Source organism: Terribacillus sp. AE2B 122 (genome assembly GCF_902497585.1).
Classification (GTDB): Bacteria; Bacillota; Bacilli; order Bacillales; family Amphibacillaceae; genus Terribacillus; species Terribacillus saccharophilus_A.
Map to the genome: position 1 here is coordinate 47,816 of NZ_LR700946.1, position 23,941 is coordinate 71,756.

Here is a 23,941-nt window from a genome sequence, read left to right on the forward strand (position 1 = left end):
CAGCGACCCCTACCCTGTCAAGGTAATGCTCTCCCAACTGAGCTACGGAATCGATATGTAATGTAACGTCTTGTATCATTCTATTAAAGATATTAGAGCTTGTCAACGCTTTTAGGAAAAGTCTTTTCGGGTAACATATACAAATGCATTGACTTCCCAATTTAAGGAGCGTATAGTACCAAAAGTGACCTATTGGTTTTTATAAAACCCATGAGTTTTAAGTGAGGTAATGTGATGGATCGGAAAACAGAAATTATACTTGCTGCAAAGCAGAAATTTGCCGAGTTTGGGTTTCAGCAGGTGTCGATGCAGTCGATTGCGGAAGCTTGTAAGATATCAAAGGCTTCTATATATAAACTGTTCGATTCTAAGGAAGCGCTGCTGAATGAGCTCATTCAGTATAATCATCAGCAGCTGACGAATAAGGCTACCTTGATTGAGGAAGACAAGAGCTTGTCGCCCGAGGCGCGATTTGAGCGGAAGATTGTGATGGAGATTGATTCTTTTAAAGAAAACAAACATCTCATCCAAATGCTGATGTTCTCCCCTCCTTTCAAGGAATCGTCGGAGCTGCAGCGGCATATGAACAATGTGCGCGCAATTCTTATCAAGTGGCATCAGGACATGCTGTTGAATCTTTATGGAGATAAAGTAGAACCATTCAAATGGGATATGACGCTGAACCTGCTTGGGCTGCTGAACCCTTATCTGAAGATGATGGCAGATGGCGCCATCTTACGGGATCCTGCAGAGGTTGCACATGAGATGAAGCTAGTGATGGATGCTATTGTCACGGACAAGTTAACTCGGCCTCCCCTTTTAAATGAAAAGCATATCCAGTTGCATTTTCATGCTGATTTACCAGATGCTCCTGGAAAAGAGGAACTGCTTCATACAATCATGCTGGAAATGCGCGAGATAACCGCAAACGACTTGCAGGACAGTTCGCTGACAGAAGCTGTAGATCATTTGGAGAAAGAACTAGCTAAAGAAGCGCCTGCTGCCTATCTAATTGACGCGCTGCTAACTTACCTAGATCAACATAACAATTTGAAAGAAAGTATTCGAGCAATTCGGCTACTGCTATAAGGAGGAATACAATTGGCTAACCAGACGGCTCAGATAAATCGAAAAGCAACGGTAACGATTTTCATCATCGGTGCTTTCGTAACGATTTTGAACCAGACTTTATTAGTTACGGCCCTGCCTCATATCATGCAAGATTTTGATATAACCGCAGATCAAGGCCAATGGCTGACTACGGCTTTTATGCTGACAAACGGAATACTCATTCCGATAACGGCATTCTTAATCGAAAAATACTCAACGCGGAGATTATTCCTGTTTGCCATGATTACTTTCAGCATCGGAACGCTGATTGCAGCGGTTGCGCCTAGTTTCAGCCTCTTGCTAGTTGCCCGTATTATCCAGGCAATCGGTGCTGGTATTATGATGCCGCTCATGCAGACTGTCTTTCTGACAATCTTCCCTCCGGAGAAACGTGGTACAGCAATGGGGATGTTCGGACTTGTTATCGCGTTTGCGCCAGCAATTGGACCAACGCTTAGTGGCTGGATTGTCGACAGTTTCTCATGGCATTACTTGTTCTATATCGTTCTGCCGATTGCAGTCATTGATTTGATTTTGGCAATTTTCATTCTCAAAAATGTAACAACGTTGCGAGAGTCTAAAATTGATGTACTATCTGTTATTTTCTCTTCTATCGGTTTCGGCGGTATCCTTTATGGATTCAGCTCTGCCGGTACGAATGGTTGGGTGAATTGGGAAGTAATGGGGACACTCGGCGTAGGTGCACTGTCATTAATTTTGTTCATCGTCAGACAGTTGCAGCTGGAAAAACCATTACTGGAATTCAGGGTGTTCAAGAACTTCACCTTCACGATTACAACTATTATGGGTATGCTCGTCTTCGGATTGATGATCGGGACAGAAACTATCCTGCCGTTGTATACGCAGAACCTGCGTGACGTCAGTGCATTCCATTCTGGATTGATGCTGCTACCAGGTGCGATCGTAATGGGTATTCTTTCTCCATTCGTCGGCGTTATCTTTGATAAAATTGGCGCGAAATTGCTGGCCATCGTTGGGTTCCTACTGATGACTGTGACGACTGTTCCGTTCGCTTTTCTTGAACTGGATACTTCCCTTACGTTCATCATCGTTATATACGCATTGCGTATGGCTGGTACAGCACTTGTCATGATGCCGCTCACCACTGCCGGAATTAACGCACTGCCAAACCACTTGATTCCACACGCGACAGCAATGAACAATACATTCCGTCAAGTCGGCGGCTCAATTGGAACGGCGATTCTGATTACCATCATGACCAACACAATTAAGTATGGTGACTTTACTAATCCTGCTGATGCACAAGTGACTGGCATGGGTGCTGCATTTATCGCAGCTGTTATTCTATCGGCAATCGGTTTGATTTTGGCTTTCTTCTTGAGAAAGAAAAGTAATTCCGACGGCAGAAGTACACAAACGAAAGATTTAGGTGCAGAAAAATAAAAGAATAGTACTCTAAGCATAAACTCTCAGTATAATCTGGGGGCTTATGCTTTTTTCTATCCATTATTGGAAAAAATACACTTAAATATATCGAAATAGACTATAATAGGAAATAAATTCAAATAATGAGGTCGATTTTTATCTTTAAGAAGAAAGTAACAATTATAATCTTTTGTGTTTTAGCCATTTTAGGAATTCTAATATACTTCGCCGTACCCTACTTTTCAGTAAAGCACGATAAGGAATTGGAAGTCAGTTTAAATAAACTAGTAAAGGAAGAAGATATCAATACAATTAATATCGGAGATTTAATTACATACGACTGGCAAAAAGCTTATATGTTTCATCCTTATACTGAGGAAGCAGATATGAAAGATGTATTGGGGTTGAAGTTTCATGATCCAGTTGGCATGGCATTAAGGGATGATATAGAGCTCTTTGTTGTAGTGAAAGATGACAACACATTTGAATATGCTAAAATCCAACTTGGATACGGATATTTATCCATGGATGAAGAATATTTAACTCCTGAAAATGACTTGGTAGAAATTACACAACCTTAATTAGAAAACTGATCAGCAACTCTCGATTTCAAATGCTTTGTCTTTCCAAAACTAATCATTCTGCCCATTATCAAGAACGTATACTGGAGTAATTCCTTAAGCAACAAACATAAGGAAAGCATAAGAGACCATTATAAAAACAGACTCTATTTTCAGAGTCTGTTTTTATTTAAAGGATATTTTATCAACCTTAGTTACTATTCTTCATTCTTCATTAATTCTTCTTCAAAGAAAAAAGTACTGGGATACTTATTGACTACATAAGAGTATTTTTTCATATTTTTCACATAATGACTTTTTAAGACTGTTACTAATTCATTCGATTCTCTTATTTTTACTATTTCTCCATTACGAAAAGTTCCTGCGCTCACAGTCCTCATCCTCTCGGGTATCAATTTAGATTATTTATGCCTGCCTTTTGTATGATTCCCTAAAGAACTTCTGTTAACTCTGTTATTTTATACCGAGATTTTAAAAGTAGATATAGTATGTATTTACTTGCTAAACTAATCAAACATAAAAAAAAGACTCCAGAAGGAGTCTTTTTTAACAAAATTAGATTTTGTTAACGTTAGCAGCTTGTGCTCCACGTTGACCTTGTTCGATATCGAAAGAAACTTTTTGACCTTCGTCTAAAGATTTGAAGCCTTCGCCTTGGATAGCGCTGAAGTGTACGAATACATCTTCTCCGCCTTCAACTTCGATGAAACCGAAACCTTTGTCTGCGTTAAACCATTTTACTGTACCTTGTTCCATAATAATTGCCTCCTGTTGTGGGTTGTCCACAAATGTATTACTACCCTTGTTCAAACATACTATCTCAAGATAAAAATCATTCTTGCAAATTTTACACCGAACAAAAATAACTAAATTCATCATAACATATAGAAGTATATATAGCAAACACAGAAAAGCAGAAAATTTTAAAAGTGTAAAAACCTGGATTTACTCAGTTTAAGTCTACCTCTATTTATTTATCGTCCGATCAAGCAACTCCATTATATGGTAGAAATCATCCAAATAACAATCAAAAATTGTAGCTTATAGACAGCCCAAAAAATCCTTTATTTTTTTACTTTATTTTACATATATATACAAATTACTAGTGCTTTTTATGTGGCAATCTATTATACTTTGATAGCGCAGTTGCGTAATACATAAAGGTGGGCAAGATATGTTCGATAATATTTTCGTACCAGGGCTGAATGGCATTGCTAGTTTCGTCTTTTGGTACCCATTTGTGATGGCGCTGTTTTGGATTGCTGGTACGCTTGTCTATATATGGTTTCGTGATAAAGACCAAAAAATTGATTTTGAGAAGGTCGATTGGCCGCTGATCAGTTTTTTGGTCCCTTGTTATAATGAGGAAGATACGATTGAAGAGACATTAGATAACTTACTAGGTTTGGATTATCCGAAGAAAGAGATCATTTTGATTAATGATGGCAGCAAGGATAATACTGCCTCTATCCTGAAAAAACTCAGTCAGAAACATCCGAGTATCCGAGTTATCCAGTCGTACGAGAACCGAGGTAAAGCGAATGCTTTGCATCTTGGTGCGCATGCTGCCAGAGGTGAATTTCTGCTTTGTTTGGATTCAGATGCGATTCTTGATAATGATGCACCATATTATTTGATTCATCACTTTCTGCATAAGGGTGAGCGTCTTGGTGCAGTTACCGGGAACCCGCGAATTCGGAACCGAAATACACTGCTCAGCCGGATGCAGCTCGTAGAGTACTCCTCTATCATTGGAGCAATCAAGCGCACCCAGCGAATTCTCGGAAAAGTTATGACGGTTTCCGGTGTTGTCGTGGCGTTCCGGAAGCGGGCGCTTTTGGATGTTGGTTTGTGGGATCGGGATATGATTACGGAAGATATCGCTGTCAGCTGGAAGCTGCAGCAGCGCTTCTGGGATATACGATATGAACCGCGGGCACTGTGCTGGATGCTTGTCCCGGAGAGTTTGAAAGGAATTTGGAAACAGCGTGTTCGCTGGGCACAAGGAGGGCAGGAAGTTATGCTGCGCCACTGGCGTGTGCTGTTCCGCTGGAATCAGCGCCGCATTTGGGTTGTTTATTTAGAGCAATGGATTAGTACAATCTGGGCTTTTGCTTGGTTGTTTGTAACAGTGTCACTTTTGCTTACAGCAGAAACTTTCCAGGAAATGCTCATCTGGATTACATTCACTTCCTTCGCTCTTGTATTTATGAGTCTGATTCAGCTCTTTATCTCTTTGCATATTGATTCGAAGTATGACAAAGTGAAACGATTTTATCTGTGGGCATCCTGGTATCCTGCTATTTTACTGGATCGTTAATACAGGTGTAGTAATGAGTGCGTTTCCTCGTGCCATTGCATCACGTTATAAAGGAGGCTATGCGACATGGAAAAGCCCAGACCGCGGGATCAACAGGAACAAGTGATCATTTTGGAAAAGCAGTCTTTGCCGCGTTTCATCGTGAGCCTGCTATTCACACTGCTTATCTGGATTTATAGTCTGTTTGTCGTTTGGTTTTTTGCCTCTGCTTTATTTGATACAAATGATCGGTACAGCGGTATATTGAAAATAGCTTTCAAGACTTCAAATGCCGAGGTTCGGACTTTCATGCTGATCGGTGTATGTATATTTCTGTTCTTCCTCCTTTACTTCTTGTTCTGGAGAACGTATAACAAGAAACGTTTTGGAATCAAGACAAGACGCAAGCCGCCAAGGCCAGTTACAGTGGACGACTTGGAAAAGCTGGAGCTCATTCCGGCAGAAACAATTAAGAAACTGCAAACGAGCAATTATATTGAGTTCGAAAAAAATCCGGTACGTGATTTGGAAAAATGAGAAGAATTCTTTTAATCCTTGTTGGTTTAGTAATAGTAGGGTTGATCACTTTTCGTGCTATTCACTTGTTTGAGGCAGACGTAGCCGAAGAGACAAAGGTTGATCATGCCTTGAATCAAGATGGCTGCCTCGGATTGAATTACCATAGGGTAAGGCGCCCAACTGTGTTTAATAAGACAGTCTCTTTCTTCACTCGGTCGGATGAACTGACACGCTATAGTGTTTACACCGATGATTTCGAGGGACAGCTCAAGAAACTAAAAGATATGGACGTTACCTTTGTTACACCAGAAGACATTAATCGCTACCAGAAAGAAGGCGCTTTTCCACATCGCTGCGTGTGGATCAACTTTGATGATATTGACCGGACTGTATATGAGAATGCTTTTCCGCTTCTAGAAAAAGAGAACGTACCTTTTACCCTTTATGTCATTGCTGGGCATGTCGGTGATAAGGACTTCCAGAATCTGCAGATGGCTACCTGGACGCAGATACAGGAAATGGCCGACAGCGGACTCGCTACAATCGGTTCGCATACATATGATATGCACAGGCTTGAAGCAGACAAGCCACTGTTTCTGGATGACAATAATCTGGATGCCTTCGCAAAAGACTTAGAGAAAAGTAAAGCCGTGATTGAGAAACATTTGAATATTGATCCTGTTACCTTCGCCTATCCTTATGGAAATACGAATGATAAGGTTGCTCAAGTTGTGCAAGATGCTGGCTTCGAACAAGCGGCTATCCTTGCGCCGCAATCGATTACAGTAAAAGATGACCCCTATTATTTAAACCGAATTGTTACTAATCCAGAAACATTTGAATCAATCATATTGCCTTATTTAGAGGAGCAGGAAAAAGGATGAAGCTTGGCTTAAGCTTCATCCTTTTTTGTATGCTTTTACTCGTTCCTCCAGCGTGCCCGTGTGCAATTCGAACAGGTTATTATCAAAATCATAGAAACAGATGGACTCTCCTTCGCCGACAATCCGGGAGCGGGAGTGTCTTATTTCTAAGCCAGCCTTCTCTATCCTATCTCTGTACGTGTCGAGTTCAGTTGCTGTTACTTGAAAAGCGACGTGATGATATGTCCGGTTCACAACTTCATCTGCTTGCATGACAGCAATCCATTGACCGCCTATCAAAAAAAACTTCTCCGGATATAATGAATGCCTTTCATTCCCGCTGTCGTATACTTCTTCCGCATCTAAAATCTCCTTGAAAAGAGCAGCTGTTTGATCGAGATTTCTGACAACAAACGTTATATGGCTGATCCCCTTGATCATTCCGAAAGTCCCACGCTTTGTACAGAACCATGCGCTTCCATTTTTCCTTCCGCCTCGGCAACAATGACTTGCCGCAGTTCATCCAGTACTGGATGGAATTCCGAATGTGGCTTTAGCAAGTAAACCATTTCCTTTTCTATCTCCAGCCATGTATCCATCGAAGCTTCATTATGCTGCAACTGTGCTTCCAGCTTATCTAAAGCGTTGGCTACTTTTGCCTCAAATGTTTGTTTTGCTTCGAATTCAAGCCAAAGTGCCTGCAGCTCCTTCCCTGGCTCTTCTTCCAGCATTGCTCTGATATTATCCATTGCTGTTGACTCTGCCAACTGCTTTTGTTCTTTTCTCCCCATATCAAACAGCGAATCAAAAGCAGGCACATCCTTTGCCTCTGCTTCGACTAAATCATGAATCGTGATCATCTTCAACAATTTTGCCATGTCTAGTTTTTCTTCTATGTATGGTTCTATAAGCACTGCCATCAGGCCTACGCGCCATGTATGTTCTGCTACACTTTCCTGTCTGCCGTTTGACAGCCAACTGTGTCGCATCTCAAATTTGAGCTTTTCAGCAAGTCTCAATACTTGCATAATTCCTCTCATATGTTCCATTGATATCATCCCCCTTCCCATCATATTACCATAATTTTCATGCAATACATGTCGTTTTTTGCCTTAGGTAAATTTATTTTCTTGCTTGATTATTTTTTGCAAACATGCACTTGACTTTCCCATGTACATAATATAATTTTGCACTAAGGCAAAATAAGTGCGTGTGCCTAAAGAATTGAATTTACTGAAAAGGAGTGTTTTGTGTGAAGAAGCTGTTTTACTTTGTTTCCCCTTTGTTTGCTGTTTTCTTACTTGCTGGCTGTGGTGCTTCCGATTCTGCTTCGGGTTCTGAGGAAAACAAATTGCAGGTGACGACGACTATTGCTCAAATTGCCGATGCTGCTGAACAGATTGGCGGCGAACATGTGGAAGTTGAAAGTCTAATGGGTCCAGGAATTGACCCGCATTTGTACAAAGCAACGCAAAGCGATATGCAAAAGCTTCAGGATGCAGATGTCATTCTTTATAACGGGCTTCATCTGGAAGGCCAGATGCTGGAAGTGTTCGAAAATATGCAGGATAAGACACCTGCAGTAGCAATCGGGGAGAACATCGACGGTTCCGGTCTGCTTACTGATGCGGAGGATAACACATTGTCCGATCCTCATATCTGGTTTGACGTTGCAATCTGGAAAGATGCAATTGGCAGTATTACAGACACATTCATCGAAGAAGATCCCGATAACAAAGCAGACTATGAAAAAAACGAAACTGCTTATTTAAAGGAACTGGATGAGCTGAAAGCTTATGCCGAAGAACAGCTAGCCTCCATTCCAGAAGAACAGCGGGTTCTCATTACAGCGCATGATGCTTTTCAATATTTCGGTGAGGCATACGATTTGGAAGTGATGGGACTGCAGGGGTTGTCTACTGACTCCGAATTCGGTCTGGCTGATATCCAGAGACTGGTGGATACGCTGACTGAACGTAAAATTGGTGCTGTATTCGTGGAGTCGAGTGTGTCCGAAAAGTCGATCAATGCTGTGATTGATGGAGCCAAGGAAGCTGGACACGAAGTTGAAATTGGTGGCGAACTTTATTCTGATGCTATGGGTGAAGAAGGTACGGAAGAAGGCACGTATATCGGCATGTATCGTCACAATGTAGACACGATCGTTGACGCTTTGAAATAGGAGGATGACGAATGGAAGCCTTGAATGTAAAGGATTTGCAAGTTGCATATGATAGAAAAGCTGTACTAAAACAAGTGGAACTCTCTATACCGAAAGGAAGTCTTACAGCCATCGTCGGACCAAATGGCGCAGGAAAATCCACGTTAATCAAAGCCATTCTTGGAATGCTGAAGCGTTCATCAGGACAAATTTCCATTCTAGGCAAGCCTTACAGTCCAAAAAACCGTAATGTAGGGTATGTACCACAGCGCGGATCAGTTGATTGGGACTTTCCAACTAATGCACTTGATGTCATATTGATGGGTCGGTATGGACATATCGGCTGGTTTAAACGGCCTTCAAAACAGGATATTATGCTTGCGAAAGAGGCATTACACAAGCTCGGAATGACAGATTACGCAGATAGGCAGATCCGCCAACTTTCCGGCGGACAGCAGCAGCGTATCTTTTTGGCACGCGCATTGGTGCAAGATGCGGAAGTATATTTCATGGATGAGCCCTTCGTCGGAGTGGATGCTAAAACAGAAAAAGCGATTATCGATCTGTTACGGGAATTAAAGCATAAAGGCAAAACGGTCATCGTTGTGCATCACGATTTACAGACAGTGCTGGAATACTTCGATCACACACTTCTATTAAATCGCACTGTGGTAGCTAACGGGCCCACCGAGCAAGTATTTACAAAAGACCTGCTTCAAAAAACCTATGGCGGTACGTTGGCTTTCTTCTCACCTACCGGCGATAAGCGAGTTATGTCATGATACAGGATATGTGGAATGCATTGCTGCATCAGCCGAATACGCAATGGGTTGTGCTGAGCACAATGCTGCTTGGGATTGCCAGCGGAGTTCTTGGAAGCTTTGCTCTCTTAAAAAAACAGAGTCTTATTGGTGACGCCGTTGCTCACGCAGCGCTGCCAGGCATATGTATTGCTTACCTCCTTATTGGTGAGAAGCAGTTGCTTGCCCTACTGCTCGGTGCGACTGCAACGGGACTACTGGCAACCTATCTCATCCAGCTTATCACTACAACGACGAGGATCAAAAAAGATGCTGCCATCTGTCTTATATTAAGCGTCTTTTTCGGTACAGGAATTGTTTTGCTGAGCCGAATTACGCAGCAGGCAGGAGGAAATAAAAGCGGACTCGACCACTTCATCTTCGGGCAGGCTGCAGCTATGACTCGGGACGATGTCTATACAATGGCTGGTGCTGCCGGCGGACTGATTCTCATCGCCTTTCTTCTATTTAAAGAATGGAAGCTGCTTATATTCGATCCTGACTTTGCCAAAAACAGCGGGCTGCCAGTTGGTTTACTTGAAACACTCTTCTCTACCCTGCTTGTAATTACGGTCGTAATTGGCATCCAAGCGGTTGGCGTTATTCTGATGGCTGCATTGCTTATCATCCCAGCTATTAGCGCCAGGTACTGGACGGATCGGCTTGGCTGGATGGTGATCATCGCTGGAGCTATTGGGGCTTGTTCTGGGATAGTTGGTGCTTTAATCAGTACAATCAGCACCGGTTTGGCAACCGGTCCGCTCATCGTTGTAACTGCTGCTGGCTGTTTTATCGTCTCCTTCATTATTGGACCAAAGCGTGGTCTCATCCAAAAGCTGATGGCACATCACGTAAGTGCTGAACGCTTGAAGGAGGAAAGTTTATGACATATGAGGGCTGGATTCTGCTGACTGCTTGTCTCGTCGGAATCAGCTGTGGTATGGTAGGTTGTTTCCTGATTGTTCGGCGAATGACAATGCTCGCTGATGCTATTAGTCATAGTGTATTGCTTGGAATCGTACTCGCATTTCTTGTTGCAAACAGTCTGAACGGCATCTATATGCTAATTGGCGCAACAGTTATCGGATTGGTGACGACATTTGCTATCCAATCACTTCATAATTCGGGTGTTCAAGAAGATGCCAGTATCGGTATTGTGTTTACGACTTTCTTTGCCATCGGGGTCATATTTATTTCGCTTTTCGCCAGAGATGTCCACCTCGATGTGGAACACGCCTTAATGGGAGAAATCGCCTTTATTCCATGGAATACGTACACTGTCTTTGGAATTGAAATACCGAAAGCAACAGGAATGCTCCTATGTATCAGCCTATTCGCAACGCTCGTCATTTTATTGTTCTACAAGGAATTAAAGCTCACTAGTTTCGATGCTGCACTAGCAGTAACGCTAGGCGTTCCGGTTGCTTTGATCCATTACTTATTAATGGGTCTTGTATCCATTACAGCTGTCGGCTCCTTTGATGCTGTTGGTGCCGTCCTTGTTGTCAGCATGCTAGTCGTGCCAGGCTCCTGCGCTTACCTTATGACCGATAGGTTATCCGTAATGCTGCTTTACAGCTGTTTGTTTGGTGCCGCAAGTGCCATCTTCGGTTATTATGGCGCGCTGTTACTGGATGCTTCGATCTCTGGATCGATGAGTGCCGCGGGAGGTATTTTATTTCTGCTGACTTGGTTTTTCTCACCAAGGTATGGACTGTTGCGACGTTATCGGACGATGAAAACGTCTTGAACTTAGACTTCGTATCCTCCTTTAGACCGGCCGCGCTCTATATTTTATAGTGCGTGGCCTGTTTCATTAATTGAGCGCTTCTAGAAGGTAAAATCCGCGAGACTGTAGAATGTATAGGCACGTCCATAATAAAGGAGAATAAAATTGATTAATCACATTGGTCAAATTATGTTATATGTAAGCGATCAGGATCAGGCAGTCCACTTTTGGACAGAAAAACTGGGGTTTCAAGTGCTCGCTAAAGAAGACGATGGTCAGGGTATGAGATGGATTGAAATCGCACCTTCAAAAGGTGCAGAAACAAGTATCATTCTACACAACAAAGCATTCATTTCCAAAATGGAGCCTGAACTAAATCTTGGCACCCCTTCTTTGATGTTTTTCTCAGATAATCTCGATAAACTGCATAATGATTTATTAACTGATCATGTCACGGTCGGAGAAATAGTCGCAATGCCAACTGGAAGAGTATTCAACTTTGCAGATTATGAAGGAAATTACTTTGCAATTATGGAGAAAAACGATTGATTCTTTATCCTAGATTAAATACAGCACTAATAGATCCATTTCGATTAATTGAGATGGATCCTTTTTTATGGAGTCAAAGAATAAACCAACTTATTTCACTGTAAGAGCAGTTATTAGGCTGTAAGGTTTACCTTGACGACCTGTATTATTCATACTCTTCCTTCCATTCATGGTAAAATGACATCACAATCCTTTCACAAAGCGAGGTTTAACAGATGAAACGAAATGGTAAGATGGAAAGTGCCATCATAGACAGCATCTATTTGGATGAGAGCTTGGAAGTACGCTGGTATAAACCGGAGTCATTTTCTCCTTTGTATAAGTACCAGCTATGCATTATGCAAGATGGTAACGATTATTTCCAAATGGGGCGCATCGCGACGTTAAGTGATCAGCTGCATAGTGACGGTGAGATCCAGAATACGGTCTTCGCCGGCATTCATTACCGTGACCGTCACGACCGAATCGATAAATACTATCCTGATGGAAAGAAACATGAAGCCTTTCTACAATTCCTCCTGCATGAAGTGCTGCCGGTTCTGGAGGATGATTTGCCGACATTACATATGGGAGCCACCAGGACATTGATGGGCGATTCTCTGGCTGGTACCCTCTCCCTTGTGGCTGCCCTTCGCTTCCCGCATACATTTGGTGGCGTTGTGATGCAGTCTCCATTAGTCGACGAAGCTGTCATGCGGGAAGTAAGAGATGCAAAGCAGCTAGATAGTTTGTCCATTTATCATACAATTGGTACAAATGAGACTAAAGTTCCTACTAGCTTCGAGAAAGAGATGGACTTTGTGGAACCGAATCGCAGCTTACAAGAATATTTCCGCACGAAGCCTGTTGATTATACTTATAGGGAACTAAAAGATGCGGATCATACATGGAAGTATTGGCAGCGTGATATGAAACAGGTACTGACTGACGTATTCGGATAAACCTTCGTCCGCATACAGCACGCCCTATCTTTGGTATAATAAGACGCATAAGCAAACGGTACGCATGCTATTCATTCTTAATTGGAGGTATTGAGATGAACTACACTATAGCAATTTTTCCATCTGAGCAAGTGCAGCAAGAAGCCAATTCGTATCGTAAACGATACGACTCTGCTTACGCCCTCATCAAACCGCATATGAAGGTAAGACAGCCATTCCCATTGAATGAAGAAGATGACCTTATCGATGCTGTAAGTGAGCTAAAACGAATTGCACGCGAGACAGCTCCATTCTCTTATCAAATTGAGAAAGTAAGTACATTTGCACCTGCTCATAATACACTCTATTTCAAGGTGACGCCTTCTGAAGAATTAAAAACACTGCACGAAAAGTTATATCATGGTTTCTTTGAAGGTGAAGAAGCATATGCATTCATTCCGCATATTACGATTGCGCAAAACCTTTCGAATGGGGAATATGCTGATTTGCACGGCACATTGAAACTGAAACAATTCCAATATGAAGAACAAGCCATACAGTTCCATTTGCTCCAGGAGCAAGAAGACGGGAAATGGACTGTGAAAGAAACTTTTACGTTAGGTGAGGAATAAACATGGAAATAACCGTAGCAGAAAACAGTATTCAGCAGCAAGATGCTTTCCAAGTAAGAACACTAGTATTCGTTGAGGAACAAAAAGTACCAGCAGATCTTGAAATTGATGAACTGGAGAATGAAAGTATCCACTTCGTCGGATACGAGGATGGAACTCCGGGAGCGGCTGCGAGAATGCGTTTGGTCGATGAGTATGCAAAGATGGAACGCATTTGCATACTGAAAGATTTCCGAGGCAAGCATTATGGAAATGACCTAATGTGGGCCATGGAAGAGGAAGCGAAAAAACGCGGTATGCAAAAAGCGAAACTGAACGCGCAGACTCAGGCAATCCCTTTCTACGAACGACTGGGATACACAGTCGTTTCAGAGGAATTTATGGATGCTGGCATTCCGCATAAAACAATGACAAAACAGCTGTGAGACTTCCTTTTGGAAGTCTCTTTTTTTGTATAGTCAAGTTTCCTTTGGGCATGCTTTCTCTTAGAAGGGGTGTGTTGCACGTGGGAGAATATGGACATATCATTGTGGAAGTAATATTCGGTTTTTTTGGGCTGTTTGTATTAACAAAGGTGCTCGGAAAAACCCAAATGAATCAGATTACAGCCTTTGACTTTATCGCTGCAATTGCTGTCGGAGAGTTATTCGGTAATGCTATTTTTGATCCTGACGCTGGTATTCCGCATATTGCAGTCGCAATCATCACATGGGGCTTACTGATGGTCGTCATCGAAAAAACCACCCAGCGATTCAAAGGAGCACGCGGTTTTCTGGAAGGGAAACCTACTGTGATCATCTCCAAAGGCGAACTTCGGTATGAGGATATGAAAGCCAACAAGATGGATTTCAATCAGCTGATGCACCAGTTACGATCCAACAGCATTTTTTCACTCTCCGAAGTAGATTATGCAATCATCGAAGCTGATGGCAGTCTGAGCGTTTTGAAAAAAAGCGCTTATCAAAATCCTACACGAAATGATCTTGATCTAAAGGAACAGCCCAACCCTCTCCCTGTTTCGTTCATACTAGACGGTGAAATCATAAAGGATAACATTATTAATAGCGGCCAGACCTTGGAATGGCTGGAGAATGAAATAAGGAAACAAGGTTTCAGCAGTGTTTCCGAGGTAGTATATGCGGAGTGGACGCCCATCGACGGGCTATTTACCAGATCATATTAAATTAACAAACTGTGTTAATATAACGCCCCTTTCCGGTTAATAAGCTATATGTCTTCCCGTCAAACTGTGTCTCTTTGGTTACTTGATGTCGCTTCTGGCGGGGCATGGCGGCAGCTTGGTAGTCAAGCCGATCCTGAACACGCTGTTCGAACGGATCCTTTGTCTTGTTAGACATAATCGGATTGGTCCTTTCAATCACATATCGGTCACTTTTTGGGCTGTTGATCCTGTTTTGATAATCCATATACTGATAGGATGAAACTGGTACGGTCCAACTCATGCAATCCCCTCCTTTATTATCTTATTCTTCTTTACCCTGCTTCTCTCCTTGTCTAACCATATAAAAAAGCAGCCGAAGCTGCTTTGTATCAGAACCAAAAATTACGGGGTCTTTTGTCTTTGTCATCTTCGCCTTTCTGTTTATCTTCATGATCCTCATCGTTCTTCCGGCGGAATCCAAAGATTGGATCAAAATCAAACTTCCGATCATCTTTTTTATCTTGTTCATGTTTATCATCATGATCGGACTTATCATCATGCTTATCTTCATCTTTCTTTCGGCGGGAACCGAAGAACAGATCGTAATCATGGTCTTGATCATGTTTCTTATCATCATGATCATGTTTCTTATCATCATGATCATGCTTTTTATCATCATGATCATGCTTTTTATCGTCATGATCATGCTTTTTATCGTCATGATCGTGCTTTCCTTTGTCTATATCGTCCGCATCCAGCACAACTTTATCAGCTTTAATGATGAGGTTCTTCACATGGATGACCTTTTTTTCCTCAGACATGTCTTTCACTCCCTTTTCCTTAGACTTAAGTCTTGATAGTTTATGTGACCTACTATGAAAGGTGTGCTATGTACGCCTATTCATGTGTTTTTTCCTCACCTGCAAATACCTACCAACTTCTTGCATAATCCGGTTAAGTGCCCACACATAACAAAGGGCCCCTCATATCTTATTAAAGACGAAACGTCATTACTTTATCATTTCGAGAGGGGTAAAATCATGAGCAACGGAGAAAACCGTTCATCAGTCGTCGTGGATATCGTAAGAGAAATTGCCAATGCACAAAAAGATATCCATTCCGAGTGCTGCGCAACAAGTGCGGAACAATCCATCAATGATCTTCTAGGCAACTTCGGAGGATCTACTGGTTTCGATACAGTACCAATCTGCCTATATAACGACCTCGGAGCTATTTTCCGTGGATATGGAGTCGCACCAGGAGCAACTCCAGGTACACTTGGGCCGGTAGCTGGAAGCTACTACTTCCGTGTGAAAGCAGTCTACGACGATAACAGCGCTGTGCTGGAATTGCTTCGCAGCCCAGCAGATCTAATACTAATTCCTGATGGAATTGCTGAACAACAGGTTACTAACCTAACAGCTACAGGAATTTGCTTCACAGTTGATTTAAATGCATTCGCCCATATTACTACTTTGCCAGCTATCTCTGCATTCGTTACAGGCACACCGCCTACAAACTAAGTCTTAACAAGAAAAGTTCAATCTTGATTACAAGATTGAACTTTTTTCTTAGAAGCCGAGTATTTTGATATCCAGGATGTCCTCTAGTTTCACTTCACGTTTAAACGGACGACGAATTGATTTAAATTGGATAAGGTCTCCTTCTATACTTGCAATGATACCGATCAAGCTGCCCTCTGTCGTAACAAGTTCACATTTCATACGCGGAATCTGAGAAGGGAGATTCAGGAGATAATCAACCTTTTCTGCCGTCAGTAAATCTTTGAAATTCACTTTTCTATTGGACGGAGCTATCTTCTTCTTTGCTGGTGATACTTCTTCTTTGGGTACAACAGCTTCTGGTTTTACTTCTTCCGTTACTTCTTCTGCTGCTACTACTTCAGTCTTTTTTCCTTTTGCCGTACGATATGCCTGCTGCATTTCTGCTATCGGAAGATCAAGCTTCGGCTGGGCAATAAACAGCACTGGCTGCTGGCGCCTTACCTTTTCTTTGGACACGCAACGTCCTCCTTTGCATTAAGATTCCTACTCATTATATGCAGTTAAAAAATGAGGGTGCCCAATTTAAGCAAAAGAAAAAAGACTGTCCATAGACAGTCTTCATTCTAATAACTCGTGTAAATCATCTACATACTCCCCTGAACCGGTGACGATGAGTCGATCATCCATTCGCAGGACAGTATCGCCATGCGGAACGATAGAATCTTTACCACGAAAAATACGGACAATGATCAAGTCACCATGAAACGGAAATTGACGTAAGGATACGCCATCAAATGCAGGATTCTGCATCGATACTTGGTAAAGGGCGTTATCTTGGTTGGTCAAAATATTCATAACACTAGGCGCTTCTATGAGTGCTTTCAGCAATGCATTGGTTGAGAGCAGAACGGAAAACACCTCTATATCGTTCTCCTTCAATTCGTTACTTAATGCTGGCTGCTCAATTCGTGCAATAACACGGTCTACCCCTAGTTCCTTTGCATAAAGGGAGATTTGGCTGTTCTGTTCTTCATCTCCGGTAGATACGACCAGGATATCAACATTGAATACACCAAGAGCCTCCAGCTGGGCAGGTTCGTAATTATCCAGCTCCTGTATATCAAATTCTGATTGCACAAGGCTTTCATCGAGCTTGTCCAATTTTGTGTGATACAGATGTGTTCGATAATAACGTTCATCCAGATTTCGTACAGATGGCATGGTAAGTTGATTTGCACCGATAAAGGCAACATCATTCTTCTTGTCGGTCTCTGCATAGCGAACGTAAAATCGCTTGAAGAACCAAGGTGTAATGATACAGCTTATAACAGCTACAAGGATCAGTGCCCCTTCCATCTGAGCATCTATAACTCCAATGCGTTCTCCAATAGCAGCCGCCGCAATGACTAAGGAAAGCGTAGACGTCAGAATAGTTCCAGCACTGATTACGGAACGCCAGTCATACCATCGACGTAAGTAGAGAACCGGTACAATCTTCGAAATGAGCAATGCAATCAGCAGCAATGGAATGAGTATTAGAATTTGCGGATCTGTCAGCAGTGTGCGCAGATTCATTTCTACCCCTACCATCACGAAGAAAATTGGAATCAGGAATCCATACCCGAAGCTGTCCAGCTGATGTACAAGCTCCTGGTTCGGTGACAGCAAGGAAACGAGTGTACCAGCTAAAAATGCTCCTAATATGTTTTCAGCACCGACTGATTCAGAGACAGCTACAAGTACTATTATAAGCGTAAAGACTGCTCGCGTCCCTATTTGGACTGTACCCTTCGACATCGTTTCGATAAAGGATCTCTTTTGAAATATCTTGCCGACGAAATACAAAATAACTCCGACTGCAAACAGGATTAGCAGCAGCCACATATTGCCGCCTTCATCTCCATAAATGGTAGCAAATACTGCAAGCAGAATCATCGTCACCAAATCAGCGATGACTGCAATCATAAGAATAGTTTGGCCGAATGTTGACTTCATCATCTGCGCTTCCTTCAGCGTCGGCACAACAACACCTAGTGAAATGGTGGAAATGATCAGCGTCATGAGAAAGACATTATCTATGAAGCCCGCCAAAACGAAAGCGTAAGACAAGCCGACTGATAAGATGAGTATACCAAGGAAAATAACTAATGAAATAATGAATGGTGATTGAGATGGCTGTTTTTCATTCTTTCGTTTATTTTTCCCCGCAAAAATCGAGAAATCAATTTCAAGTCCGCTCAAGAACATTAAAAAGATAAAACCGAGCGTAGACAGTGTTTCCAGCCAAGTACTTTGGTTGACCAAATCAAAACCGCTTTGGCCGATAATGAGACCGACAATAATTTCCGCTACAACAACAGGGAGCGCACGGAGCTTAAGACGATTCATTAGTATAGGTGTAAGAAATGCTGCCAGAATGACAACAACTAAGGATATGATGGATTCATGCTCCATGCTGGACCCTCCTTTTTTTCTATTGTGTTAACAGTCCCATGAAGGCTGTTGCCAGCCCAAAGTAAATCAATATAGATATAATGTCATTAATGGTAGTGATAAATGGACCCGAAGCAATCGCTGGGTCAATGTTCAGCTTGTGCATGAGCAGCGGAATGATCGCTCCTGCCAGAGTCGCAATGATCAACGTCGCAAAAATGGATAAACCGACAAGTAAGCCTAGGAAGAAGTCTTTCTGCCAGATGGTCACGACTATTGTAATGACGATACCACAGCTTAGTCCAGTGATAATTCCTGTCAACCCTTCCCGCATCACCATTCGCATTTTCCCGCGTTTAGCAACATCCCCTGTAGCCATACCTCGCACCGCAACTGCCAGTGCCTGGGTGCCGGTATTCCCCCCCATCCCGCCGATAAGCGGAATAAAGCTCGCGAGTATGGCAACTTGGCTCAGCGTATTTTCGAAACGACTGATCATGCTGGCCGTAATCATACCGAGGAAAAGGAGAACAACGAGCCAAGGCAGCCGTTTGCGAGCAGACACGAAAGCACTGTCTTCTCCTTTTTCTGTATCGCTGACACCTGCTAAACGGCTGTAATCTTCATCTGCTTCTTCTTCCATAACATCCAGAATATCATCGACTGTGATGATACCGAGAATATGATTTTGAAAATCGACTACTGGCAGTGCCAAGAAGTCATAATCACGCATCATTTGCGCAGCATGCTCCTGATCGCCACCGACATCGACACTGACAATCCTGTCGCTCATCACTTCGGAAATGAGCCAGTCTTTCTCCGCTATGATGAGATTACGCAAAGAAATGACTCCGACCAGCTTCTTGTCTTGATCAACGACATAGGTATAATAGATAGTTTCAGCATCAGGTGCTTCTGCTCTAAGATGCAGCATCGCTTCCCGTACCGTATCTGTAGCGCTGACACTGACGAATTCGGTTGTCATGATACTTCCGGCCGTTTTATCCTCATAATGCAGAAGATGCTTGATTTCATCTGCTGATTCCTTTTCCATAATCGTGATAAAACTAGCAACTTTGTTTTTATCCATTTCCTTTAATATATCCACTGCATCATCTGCAGACATCTCAGCGAGCACCTGCGCTGCATAACGAGAATACATCTCCGTGAAATAAACGTCGGCATTCTCCCAGTTAACGTTTTCCATGATTTCTGCGGTTTCATCAGGTGAGAGATAAGAATAAATTTGCTTTCGGATCTCTTCGGGCTGTTCCTCAAAAACTGCCGCCTGATCATACGGGTGGAGTTCTAGGTATTCTGCACGAAATTGGTCAATTTGCTGGTTAGCTAGTGCTTCCCTGATTTTATTTTGGTATAGTAAAATTTCTTGGTTTTCCAAATGATCCATACGTCTGCCTCCTCGCCTGCAAGAACACTCAATAGTAAGTAACATCTTGCTTTTTGTCAACGTAAAAACGGCCGTTCTGTGAAAGGTTTAAGAAACTTTAATAGAGTTCACTTAATTTATCCGTCATTTTGTTGTAAACTGTAACAAGATTATATTCCACTCATTTGCAAAATCTAATCGCTTTTATAGCAGCTAGAGATGCGGAAGGAACGAAAGAAAGGTTTTGTGTATGAACTCTAACAAATTCCGGTTAGATCTAACAATTATATTAGTCTTGATATTACTTTGTATTGTCTCTTCATTCACATTATTCGAGCTGCAGCCGACATTATCTGGTCTTGCCGCCCAAACACAATATATGCCGCGCCAGATTATGTGGTACGTTCTTGGTGCTGTTGTCATTGCTGTTATGATGCTGCTCGATTATGACCGGCTTCGCCAGCTCGTGTGGATTTTCTATGGAATCGGTATAGTTATGTTGTTGATGCTATTCTTCAAATTCCCAGCAGCCATCATCAATGAAGCAAATGGTGCGACAAGCTGGTTCATCTTACCGGGTATCGGTTCGATGCAGCCTGCCGAATTTGTGAAGGTGTTTGTAGTTATCGCATTGGCGCATGTCATCATGTCTCATAATGAGAAAAATACAGTACGCACAAATAAAACGGATTTGTTTCTTCTCGGAAAGCTGTTTGCGGTAGCTCTGCCACCGATGGGGCTGATTGCCGTACAACCTGACCTTGGCGGTTTCCTTGTATTATGTTCCATCCTTGGCGCTACTATTTTAGTATCCGGAATCAGCTGGCGGCTGCTGCTGACCATACTAGGTATCATCCTAGGGATTTCTCTATTCGTAGCCATTCTGGCGTATATTTTCCCTAACCAGGTTGGTTCCTTCTTGCAGGAAACGATTTTCCAGCACGTCGAAAGCCGCTTCCTCGGCTGGCTTTATCCTGAAAAATATCCAGATTCCAGTTATCAGTACCGACTGGGATTAATGGCGATTGGATCAGGAATTCTATTCGGAAAAGGGGCTTCCAACTTCCAAGTCTCCATTCCGGAACGTCATACGGATTACATTTTCTCTGCCATCGCTGAACAATTTGGATTCATTGGATCAGCAATTGTGCTCTTCCTATTCTTCATTCTCATCTATCGAATGATTCAAGTAGGACTAGAGAGCAATGAACCATTCGGCAGTTATTTGGCCGCCGGGTTCATCGGAATGTTTACTTATCAGATATTCCAGAACATCGGGATGTCGGTAGGACTCGTACCGATTACCGGACTTCCGCTGCCATTCCTCAGCTATGGAGGAAGTTCGACACTCGCCTATATGATTGCGATCGGTATCGTGCTCAATATTCATTCACGAACACGTACATTCATGTTCGAAACACAGAAATAAGCCTTATGAAAAAAGGGAAAGCTATTAAAAGCTTTCCCTTTTTGTATATAGGAGTGATTCATATGAAATTAGATTTTATCGGAGATGTGCATGGCTGCTTGCCTGAGCTTCTCGAGCTTTTCAGCAAGTTGGGATATGACATGCGTGATGGCCTGCCTATTCATCCAGAAAACCGCCAGCCCTTTTTCATTGGTGATTTAACGGACCGCGGTCCCGATTCCTTAGGAGTGATTGAGCTTGTCTATCGTCTTGTAGAAGAAGAGCTTGGATTTTACGTACCAGGCAATCATTGCGATAAGCTTTACCGTTATTTGCTCGGCAACAATGTCCAAGTGAAGCATGGATTGGAAACGACAGTAGCAGAATTGCAAAACTGTGACCCGAATAAGCGCAGGAAGCTATCCAATATGTTCATGCAGCTTTACAAAAAGGCTCCTCTCTACAAACAAGTTCCCGAACTAGGCGTCGTTGCAGCACACGCCGGTATCAAAGAATCACTTATCGGCAAAGAAGGAAAAAAAGTGAAAAGCTTTGTTCTTTATGGTGATACGACTGGTGAAATGGACGAACTGGGCCGCCCAGTCAGACTGGACTGGGCTAAGCATTATCATGGAGAAGACTGGATCATCTATGGTCATACACCGGTTCTCGAAGCCCGCATCATTCATCATACAATCAATATCGATACTGGCTGTGTGTTCGGTAATAAGCTAACCGCCTGCCGCTTTCCAGAACAGTCCTTGCACAGCGTCTCTTCCCAGCAGCCGTTCGTTGAAGAGAAATTCCGTTCATTCGATTAAAAAGTCAGCCGGAATCGGTGAATGGAAGTTCAGAACGCGCTTCGTAAACGGATGAATAAAGCGCAGCTGCTGTGAATGCAGTGCCTGACGGCTGATGACATCCTTATTACCACCATATAGTGTATCACCAGCCAGCGGAAGGCCAAGCGATGCCATATGTACACGGATTTGATGTGTCCTTCCAGTAGCCAGCTTAATTTCAACCAGCGTATGATTAGCGTAGCTTGTCTGCCAGCGAAAGTGAGTGATGGCTGTCTGGCCATCAGGTCGCACTTCCCGTTCGATGATTGAGCCTTCCTTCCTGCCGATTGGTTTGCTGATTGTACCTGACTGTTCTGCCATACGACCTTCTACAAGTGCAACATAAGAACGCTGGATTTTCCCTTGCTTTTGGTCAGCAGCCAAAAGCGTATGGGCATAGCGATGTTTGGCGACAAGCATCAGTCCCGAAGTATCGCGATCCAGCCTTGTCAAGATATGGACTGTATAGGGGAGTCCTTGTTTTTGGTAATGCCAAAGCAAACCATTAGCAATTGTGCCAGACGGCTGGTTCATTGATGGAATTACTGCTACCCCAGGGTTCTTATCCAAAACAAGTACATGCTCGTCCTCAAAAACAATTGGCAGCTCGAGCGGCTCTGCCTCCATGTAAGCACCGGCTTCCTCCTGTGGAAGCTCGACTTCCAAGCAATCACTTATTTTACCGATATGCCAAAGAGGCGCCGGCTGCTGATTGAGTGTTACCAGCTGCGGCTCCTCCTTGAATGTCTTAAATAGTCTTCTTGATACTCCTTGCTGTTTAAGGAAATCCTTAATGACAATTTCCTCCTGCAAGGTCCAGCTTAATTTCATAGCTTTTACCTCTTATCTGCAATGAATGAGTCGTGCACACGTTTCCAGAATGGGAACGGACGGAAGCGCGCAAACCGAACACGCTGCTTGGCGACTGAACAAGTGATTGACTCGATATCTGAATGATTTTCTGTCATATGATCAATGGCTATCAGGAAACTTTTGTCCAAGGTCGGTCTCAGTGTACATGGATGATGGCTCGGCAAAATGAGCGGAGAACCTATCGTCCGAAAAACACGATTATTAATCGAAGCAAGCTCCGTCACTTGTATAGATGCCAAAGAAGGATGAATAATAGCCCCATTCAACGCCTTGTTATAGGCTGTACTGCCCGAAGGCGTTGAGATGACAAGGCCATCTCCTCGGAATGTTTCGAAATGCTCTCCCTTTATCGAAACATCAAGTACAACTGATCCATCCGGTGTTTTGACGGAGCATTCATTCAGTGCTAGATGCTCGTCCACCCTTCCATCTTTGTGGGTAATGGATATATCGAGCAAAGGATACTCCACGATATGGTACGGTTTATTGGCGATCTGCAGCAGCAGTTTCTCCAATTCCTCAGGAACCCAATCTGCGTAGAATCCTAGATGTCCAGTATGGATACCGATAAATGCTGTACTGTCCAAACGATGGACATATGTATGGAAATTCTCTAGGAAAGTCCCGTCTCCCCCGACAGATATCGCGAGAGCCGGCTCCTTATCATCATACTCGAAATTGAAATGCGCCAGATGTTCGACAATTGTTTCCTTGATCGCATTCGACTTCTCATCTCCCCGTGAAAGAACCGTATATTTCAT

General features: G+C 42.9%; 29 protein-coding genes and 1 tRNA gene (1 of these 30 only partly in view). 18 read left to right on the plus strand and 12 right to left on the minus strand.

From position 1 onward, the window contains the following. A tRNA-Val gene (locus AE2B122_RS12635) sits at nt 1–52 on the minus strand (it extends 28 nt beyond the left edge of the window). Nucleotides 53–234: 182 nt separating this feature from the next. On the opposite strand from AE2B122_RS12635, the gene AE2B122_RS12640 reads away from it, so the two are divergent. The 3 genes from AE2B122_RS12640 to AE2B122_RS12650 all read left to right on the plus strand — a co-directional run bounded on the left by AE2B122_RS12640 (nt 235) and on the right by AE2B122_RS12650 (nt 3,098). Then, on the plus strand, nt 235–1,089 hold the full coding sequence (locus AE2B122_RS12640) for a TetR/AcrR family transcriptional regulator (protein WP_175074328.1): 855 nt from the start codon (nt 235–237) through the stop codon (nt 1,087–1,089). Between the two features lie 6 nt (nt 1,090–1,095). Next, on the plus strand, nt 1,096–2,535 hold the full coding sequence (locus AE2B122_RS12645; RefSeq protein WP_175074453.1) for an MDR family MFS transporter: 1,440 nt from the start codon (nt 1,096–1,098) through the stop codon (nt 2,533–2,535). Nucleotides 2,536–2,780: 245 nt separating this feature from the next. After that, nucleotides 2,781–3,098, plus strand: coding sequence for a hypothetical protein (locus AE2B122_RS12650; protein WP_141233240.1), 318 nt, complete (start codon nt 2,781–2,783; stop codon nt 3,096–3,098). Between the two features lie 197 nt (nt 3,099–3,295). Here the strand turns inward: AE2B122_RS12650 and AE2B122_RS12655 are convergent, their stop codons facing one another. Both AE2B122_RS12655 and AE2B122_RS12660 read right to left on the minus strand, forming a co-directional pair. Then, nucleotides 3,296–3,469 (minus strand): hypothetical protein, encoded by a 174-nt coding sequence (locus AE2B122_RS12655; protein ID WP_175074329.1) that lies wholly within the window; start codon nt 3,467–3,469, stop codon nt 3,296–3,298. Between the two features lie 184 nt (nt 3,470–3,653). Next, nucleotides 3,654–3,854 (minus strand): cold-shock protein, encoded by a 201-nt coding sequence (locus AE2B122_RS12660; protein WP_095219437.1) that lies wholly within the window; start codon nt 3,852–3,854, stop codon nt 3,654–3,656. Between the two features lie 418 nt (nt 3,855–4,272). On the opposite strand from AE2B122_RS12660, the gene pgaC reads away from it, so the two are divergent. The 3 genes from pgaC to AE2B122_RS12675 all read left to right on the plus strand — a co-directional run bounded on the left by pgaC (nt 4,273) and on the right by AE2B122_RS12675 (nt 6,800). Beyond that, the gene (gene pgaC, locus AE2B122_RS12665) at nt 4,273–5,418 is read left to right on the plus strand and encodes a poly-beta-1,6-N-acetyl-D-glucosamine synthase (RefSeq protein ID WP_254593500.1); all 1,146 of its coding nucleotides are present in this window, start codon (nt 4,273–4,275) and stop codon (nt 5,416–5,418) included. A 66-nt stretch (nt 5,419–5,484) separates the two neighbouring features. Next, nucleotides 5,485–5,934: a poly-beta-1,6-N-acetyl-D-glucosamine biosynthesis protein PgaD gene (pgaD, locus tag AE2B122_RS12670; protein ID WP_254593501.1), complete on the plus strand. Its 450-nt coding sequence runs from the start codon at nt 5,485–5,487 to the stop codon at nt 5,932–5,934. Further along, entirely contained in the window at nt 5,931–6,800 is an 870-nt protein-coding gene (locus AE2B122_RS12675) for a polysaccharide deacetylase family protein (protein ID WP_175074330.1), read from the plus strand. Before pgaD ends, AE2B122_RS12675 begins: the two co-directional genes overlap by 4 nt. A 15-nt stretch (nt 6,801–6,815) precedes the next feature. Here the strand turns inward: AE2B122_RS12675 and fosX are convergent, their stop codons facing one another. Beyond that, the gene (gene fosX / locus AE2B122_RS12680; protein WP_175074331.1) at nt 6,816–7,220 is read right to left on the minus strand and encodes a FosX/FosE/FosI family fosfomycin resistance hydrolase; all 405 of its coding nucleotides are present in this window, start codon (nt 7,218–7,220) and stop codon (nt 6,816–6,818) included. After that, on the minus strand, nt 7,217–7,828 hold the full coding sequence (locus tag AE2B122_RS12685) for an HD family hydrolase (RefSeq protein ID WP_175074332.1): 612 nt from the start codon (nt 7,826–7,828) through the stop codon (nt 7,217–7,219). Before AE2B122_RS12685 ends, fosX begins: the two co-directional genes overlap by 4 nt. Before the next feature lie 203 nt (nt 7,829–8,031). Between AE2B122_RS12685 and AE2B122_RS12690 the strand changes: the two genes are divergently transcribed. The 9 genes from AE2B122_RS12690 to AE2B122_RS12730 all read left to right on the plus strand — a co-directional run bounded on the left by AE2B122_RS12690 (nt 8,032) and on the right by AE2B122_RS12730 (nt 14,753). Then, nucleotides 8,032–8,961 carry a metal ABC transporter solute-binding protein, Zn/Mn family gene (locus tag AE2B122_RS12690; RefSeq protein ID WP_175074333.1) on the plus strand — a complete coding sequence of 310 codons (930 nt, stop codon included), beginning with the start codon at nt 8,032–8,034 and terminating at the stop codon, nt 8,959–8,961. 11 nt (nt 8,962–8,972) lie between these two features. Then, nucleotides 8,973–9,722 (plus strand): metal ABC transporter ATP-binding protein, encoded by a 750-nt coding sequence (locus tag AE2B122_RS12695; RefSeq protein ID WP_175074334.1) that lies wholly within the window; start codon nt 8,973–8,975, stop codon nt 9,720–9,722. After that, on the plus strand, nt 9,719–10,627 hold the full coding sequence (locus AE2B122_RS12700; RefSeq protein ID WP_175074335.1) for a metal ABC transporter permease: 909 nt from the start codon (nt 9,719–9,721) through the stop codon (nt 10,625–10,627). The genes AE2B122_RS12695 and AE2B122_RS12700 overlap by 4 nt, the downstream gene beginning before the upstream one ends. Beyond that, nucleotides 10,624–11,490, plus strand: a complete 867-nt coding sequence (locus AE2B122_RS12705; RefSeq protein ID WP_175074336.1) for a metal ABC transporter permease — start codon at nt 10,624–10,626, stop codon at nt 11,488–11,490. The genes AE2B122_RS12700 and AE2B122_RS12705 overlap by 4 nt, the downstream gene beginning before the upstream one ends. A 144-nt stretch (nt 11,491–11,634) precedes the next feature. Next, the gene (locus tag AE2B122_RS12710; protein ID WP_175074337.1) at nt 11,635–12,018 is read left to right on the plus strand and encodes a VOC family protein; all 384 of its coding nucleotides are present in this window, start codon (nt 11,635–11,637) and stop codon (nt 12,016–12,018) included. Nucleotides 12,019–12,233: 215 nt separating this feature from the next. Then, nucleotides 12,234–12,959 carry an esterase family protein gene (locus AE2B122_RS12715; RefSeq protein WP_175074338.1) on the plus strand — a complete coding sequence of 242 codons (726 nt, stop codon included), beginning with the start codon at nt 12,234–12,236 and terminating at the stop codon, nt 12,957–12,959. A 95-nt stretch (nt 12,960–13,054) separates the two neighbouring features. Continuing rightward, the gene (locus AE2B122_RS12720; RefSeq protein ID WP_095219448.1) at nt 13,055–13,570 is read left to right on the plus strand and encodes a 2'-5' RNA ligase family protein; all 516 of its coding nucleotides are present in this window, start codon (nt 13,055–13,057) and stop codon (nt 13,568–13,570) included. Between the two features lie 2 nt (nt 13,571–13,572). Next, nucleotides 13,573–13,995 (plus strand): GNAT family N-acetyltransferase, encoded by a 423-nt coding sequence (locus AE2B122_RS12725; RefSeq protein WP_175074339.1) that lies wholly within the window; start codon nt 13,573–13,575, stop codon nt 13,993–13,995. Between the two features lie 80 nt (nt 13,996–14,075). Next, nucleotides 14,076–14,753, plus strand: a complete 678-nt coding sequence (locus AE2B122_RS12730; RefSeq protein ID WP_254593502.1) for a DUF421 domain-containing protein — start codon at nt 14,076–14,078, stop codon at nt 14,751–14,753. Nucleotide 14,754: 1 nt separating this feature from the next. Here the strand turns inward: AE2B122_RS12730 and AE2B122_RS12735 are convergent, their stop codons facing one another. Both AE2B122_RS12735 and AE2B122_RS12740 read right to left on the minus strand, forming a co-directional pair. Further along, nucleotides 14,755–15,033, minus strand: a complete 279-nt coding sequence (locus AE2B122_RS12735; RefSeq protein ID WP_175074341.1) for a hypothetical protein — start codon at nt 15,031–15,033, stop codon at nt 14,755–14,757. Between the two features lie 88 nt (nt 15,034–15,121). Beyond that, on the minus strand, nt 15,122–15,553 hold the full coding sequence (locus AE2B122_RS12740) for a hypothetical protein (protein ID WP_175074342.1): 432 nt from the start codon (nt 15,551–15,553) through the stop codon (nt 15,122–15,124). A gap of 219 nt (nt 15,554–15,772) precedes the next feature. Here AE2B122_RS12740 and AE2B122_RS12745 point away from each other — a divergent pair, with 219 nt between their 5' ends. Continuing rightward, nucleotides 15,773–16,255, plus strand: a complete 483-nt coding sequence (locus tag AE2B122_RS12745; RefSeq protein WP_095219452.1) for a CotY/CotZ family spore coat protein — start codon at nt 15,773–15,775, stop codon at nt 16,253–16,255. 48 nt (nt 16,256–16,303) lie between these two features. Here the strand turns inward: AE2B122_RS12745 and AE2B122_RS12750 are convergent, their stop codons facing one another. From AE2B122_RS12750 to mgtE, 3 genes are all read right to left on the minus strand, one after another. Continuing rightward, the gene (locus AE2B122_RS12750; protein ID WP_175074343.1) at nt 16,304–16,753 is read right to left on the minus strand and encodes a CotO family spore coat protein; all 450 of its coding nucleotides are present in this window, start codon (nt 16,751–16,753) and stop codon (nt 16,304–16,306) included. Nucleotides 16,754–16,855: 102 nt separating this feature from the next. Then, nucleotides 16,856–18,691, minus strand: a complete 1,836-nt coding sequence (locus AE2B122_RS12755; RefSeq protein ID WP_095219454.1) for a monovalent cation:proton antiporter family protein — start codon at nt 18,689–18,691, stop codon at nt 16,856–16,858. A gap of 19 nt (nt 18,692–18,710) precedes the next feature. Beyond that, a complete protein-coding gene (gene mgtE / locus AE2B122_RS12760; RefSeq protein ID WP_095219455.1) occupies nt 18,711–20,078 on the minus strand; it encodes a magnesium transporter in 1,368 nt (455 codons plus the stop codon). A gap of 229 nt (nt 20,079–20,307) precedes the next feature. Between mgtE and AE2B122_RS12765 the strand changes: the two genes are divergently transcribed. Both AE2B122_RS12765 and prpE read left to right on the plus strand, forming a co-directional pair. Further along, entirely contained in the window at nt 20,308–21,486 is a 1,179-nt protein-coding gene (locus tag AE2B122_RS12765) for an FtsW/RodA/SpoVE family cell cycle protein (RefSeq protein WP_175074344.1), read from the plus strand. Between the two features lie 62 nt (nt 21,487–21,548). Continuing rightward, nucleotides 21,549–22,286 carry a bis(5'-nucleosyl)-tetraphosphatase PrpE gene (gene prpE, locus AE2B122_RS12770; RefSeq protein WP_095271368.1) on the plus strand — a complete coding sequence of 246 codons (738 nt, stop codon included), beginning with the start codon at nt 21,549–21,551 and terminating at the stop codon, nt 22,284–22,286. Here prpE and AE2B122_RS12775 read toward each other — a convergent pair. Continuing rightward, nucleotides 22,275–23,138, minus strand: a complete 864-nt coding sequence (locus AE2B122_RS12775; RefSeq protein WP_095219458.1) for an RluA family pseudouridine synthase — start codon at nt 23,136–23,138, stop codon at nt 22,275–22,277. The genes prpE and AE2B122_RS12775 overlap by 12 nt on opposite strands. Before the next feature lie 5 nt (nt 23,139–23,143). Further along, nucleotides 23,144–23,941, minus strand: coding sequence for an NAD kinase (locus AE2B122_RS12780; RefSeq protein ID WP_038559402.1), 798 nt, complete (start codon nt 23,939–23,941; stop codon nt 23,144–23,146).

Bases quoted from the DNA above. Each gene is read 5' to 3' on its own strand.
- AE2B122_RS12640 (WP_175074328.1), top strand. From the start codon at position 235: ATGGATCGGAAAACAGAAATTATACTTGCTGCAAAGCAGAAATTTGCC.
- AE2B122_RS12660 (WP_095219437.1), bottom strand. From the start codon at position 3,854: ATGGAACAAGGTACAGTAAAATGGTTTAACGCAGACAAAGGTTTCGGT.
- pgaC (WP_254593500.1), top strand. From the start codon at position 4,273: ATGTTCGATAATATTTTCGTACCAGGGCTGAATGGCATTGCTAGTTTC.
- pgaD (WP_254593501.1), top strand. From the start codon at position 5,485: ATGGAAAAGCCCAGACCGCGGGATCAACAGGAACAAGTGATCATTTTG.
- AE2B122_RS12675 (WP_175074330.1), top strand. From the start codon at position 5,931: ATGAGAAGAATTCTTTTAATCCTTGTTGGTTTAGTAATAGTAGGGTTG.
- fosX (WP_175074331.1), bottom strand. From the start codon at position 7,220: ATGATCAAGGGGATCAGCCATATAACGTTTGTTGTCAGAAATCTCGAT.
- AE2B122_RS12685 (WP_175074332.1), bottom strand. From the start codon at position 7,828: ATGGAACATATGAGAGGAATTATGCAAGTATTGAGACTTGCTGAAAAG.
- AE2B122_RS12695 (WP_175074334.1), top strand. From the start codon at position 8,973: ATGGAAGCCTTGAATGTAAAGGATTTGCAAGTTGCATATGATAGAAAA.
- AE2B122_RS12700 (WP_175074335.1), top strand. From the start codon at position 9,719: ATGATACAGGATATGTGGAATGCATTGCTGCATCAGCCGAATACGCAA.
- AE2B122_RS12705 (WP_175074336.1), top strand. From the start codon at position 10,624: ATGACATATGAGGGCTGGATTCTGCTGACTGCTTGTCTCGTCGGAATC.
- AE2B122_RS12715 (WP_175074338.1), top strand. From the start codon at position 12,234: ATGAAACGAAATGGTAAGATGGAAAGTGCCATCATAGACAGCATCTAT.
- AE2B122_RS12720 (WP_095219448.1), top strand. From the start codon at position 13,055: ATGAACTACACTATAGCAATTTTTCCATCTGAGCAAGTGCAGCAAGAA.
- AE2B122_RS12725 (WP_175074339.1), top strand. From the start codon at position 13,573: ATGGAAATAACCGTAGCAGAAAACAGTATTCAGCAGCAAGATGCTTTC.
- AE2B122_RS12735 (WP_175074341.1), bottom strand. From the start codon at position 15,033: ATGAGTTGGACCGTACCAGTTTCATCCTATCAGTATATGGATTATCAA.
- AE2B122_RS12740 (WP_175074342.1), bottom strand. From the start codon at position 15,553: ATGTCTGAGGAAAAAAAGGTCATCCATGTGAAGAACCTCATCATTAAA.
- AE2B122_RS12745 (WP_095219452.1), top strand. From the start codon at position 15,773: ATGAGCAACGGAGAAAACCGTTCATCAGTCGTCGTGGATATCGTAAGA.
- AE2B122_RS12755 (WP_095219454.1), bottom strand. From the start codon at position 18,691: ATGGAGCATGAATCCATCATATCCTTAGTTGTTGTCATTCTGGCAGCA.
- mgtE (WP_095219455.1), bottom strand. From the start codon at position 20,078: ATGGATCATTTGGAAAACCAAGAAATTTTACTATACCAAAATAAAATC.
- AE2B122_RS12765 (WP_175074344.1), top strand. From the start codon at position 20,308: ATGAACTCTAACAAATTCCGGTTAGATCTAACAATTATATTAGTCTTG.
- prpE (WP_095271368.1), top strand. From the start codon at position 21,549: ATGAAATTAGATTTTATCGGAGATGTGCATGGCTGCTTGCCTGAGCTT.
- AE2B122_RS12775 (WP_095219458.1), bottom strand. From the start codon at position 23,138: ATGAAATTAAGCTGGACCTTGCAGGAGGAAATTGTCATTAAGGATTTC.
- AE2B122_RS12780 (WP_038559402.1), bottom strand. From the start codon at position 23,941: ATGAAATATACGGTTCTTTCACGGGGAGATGAGAAGTCGAATGCGATC.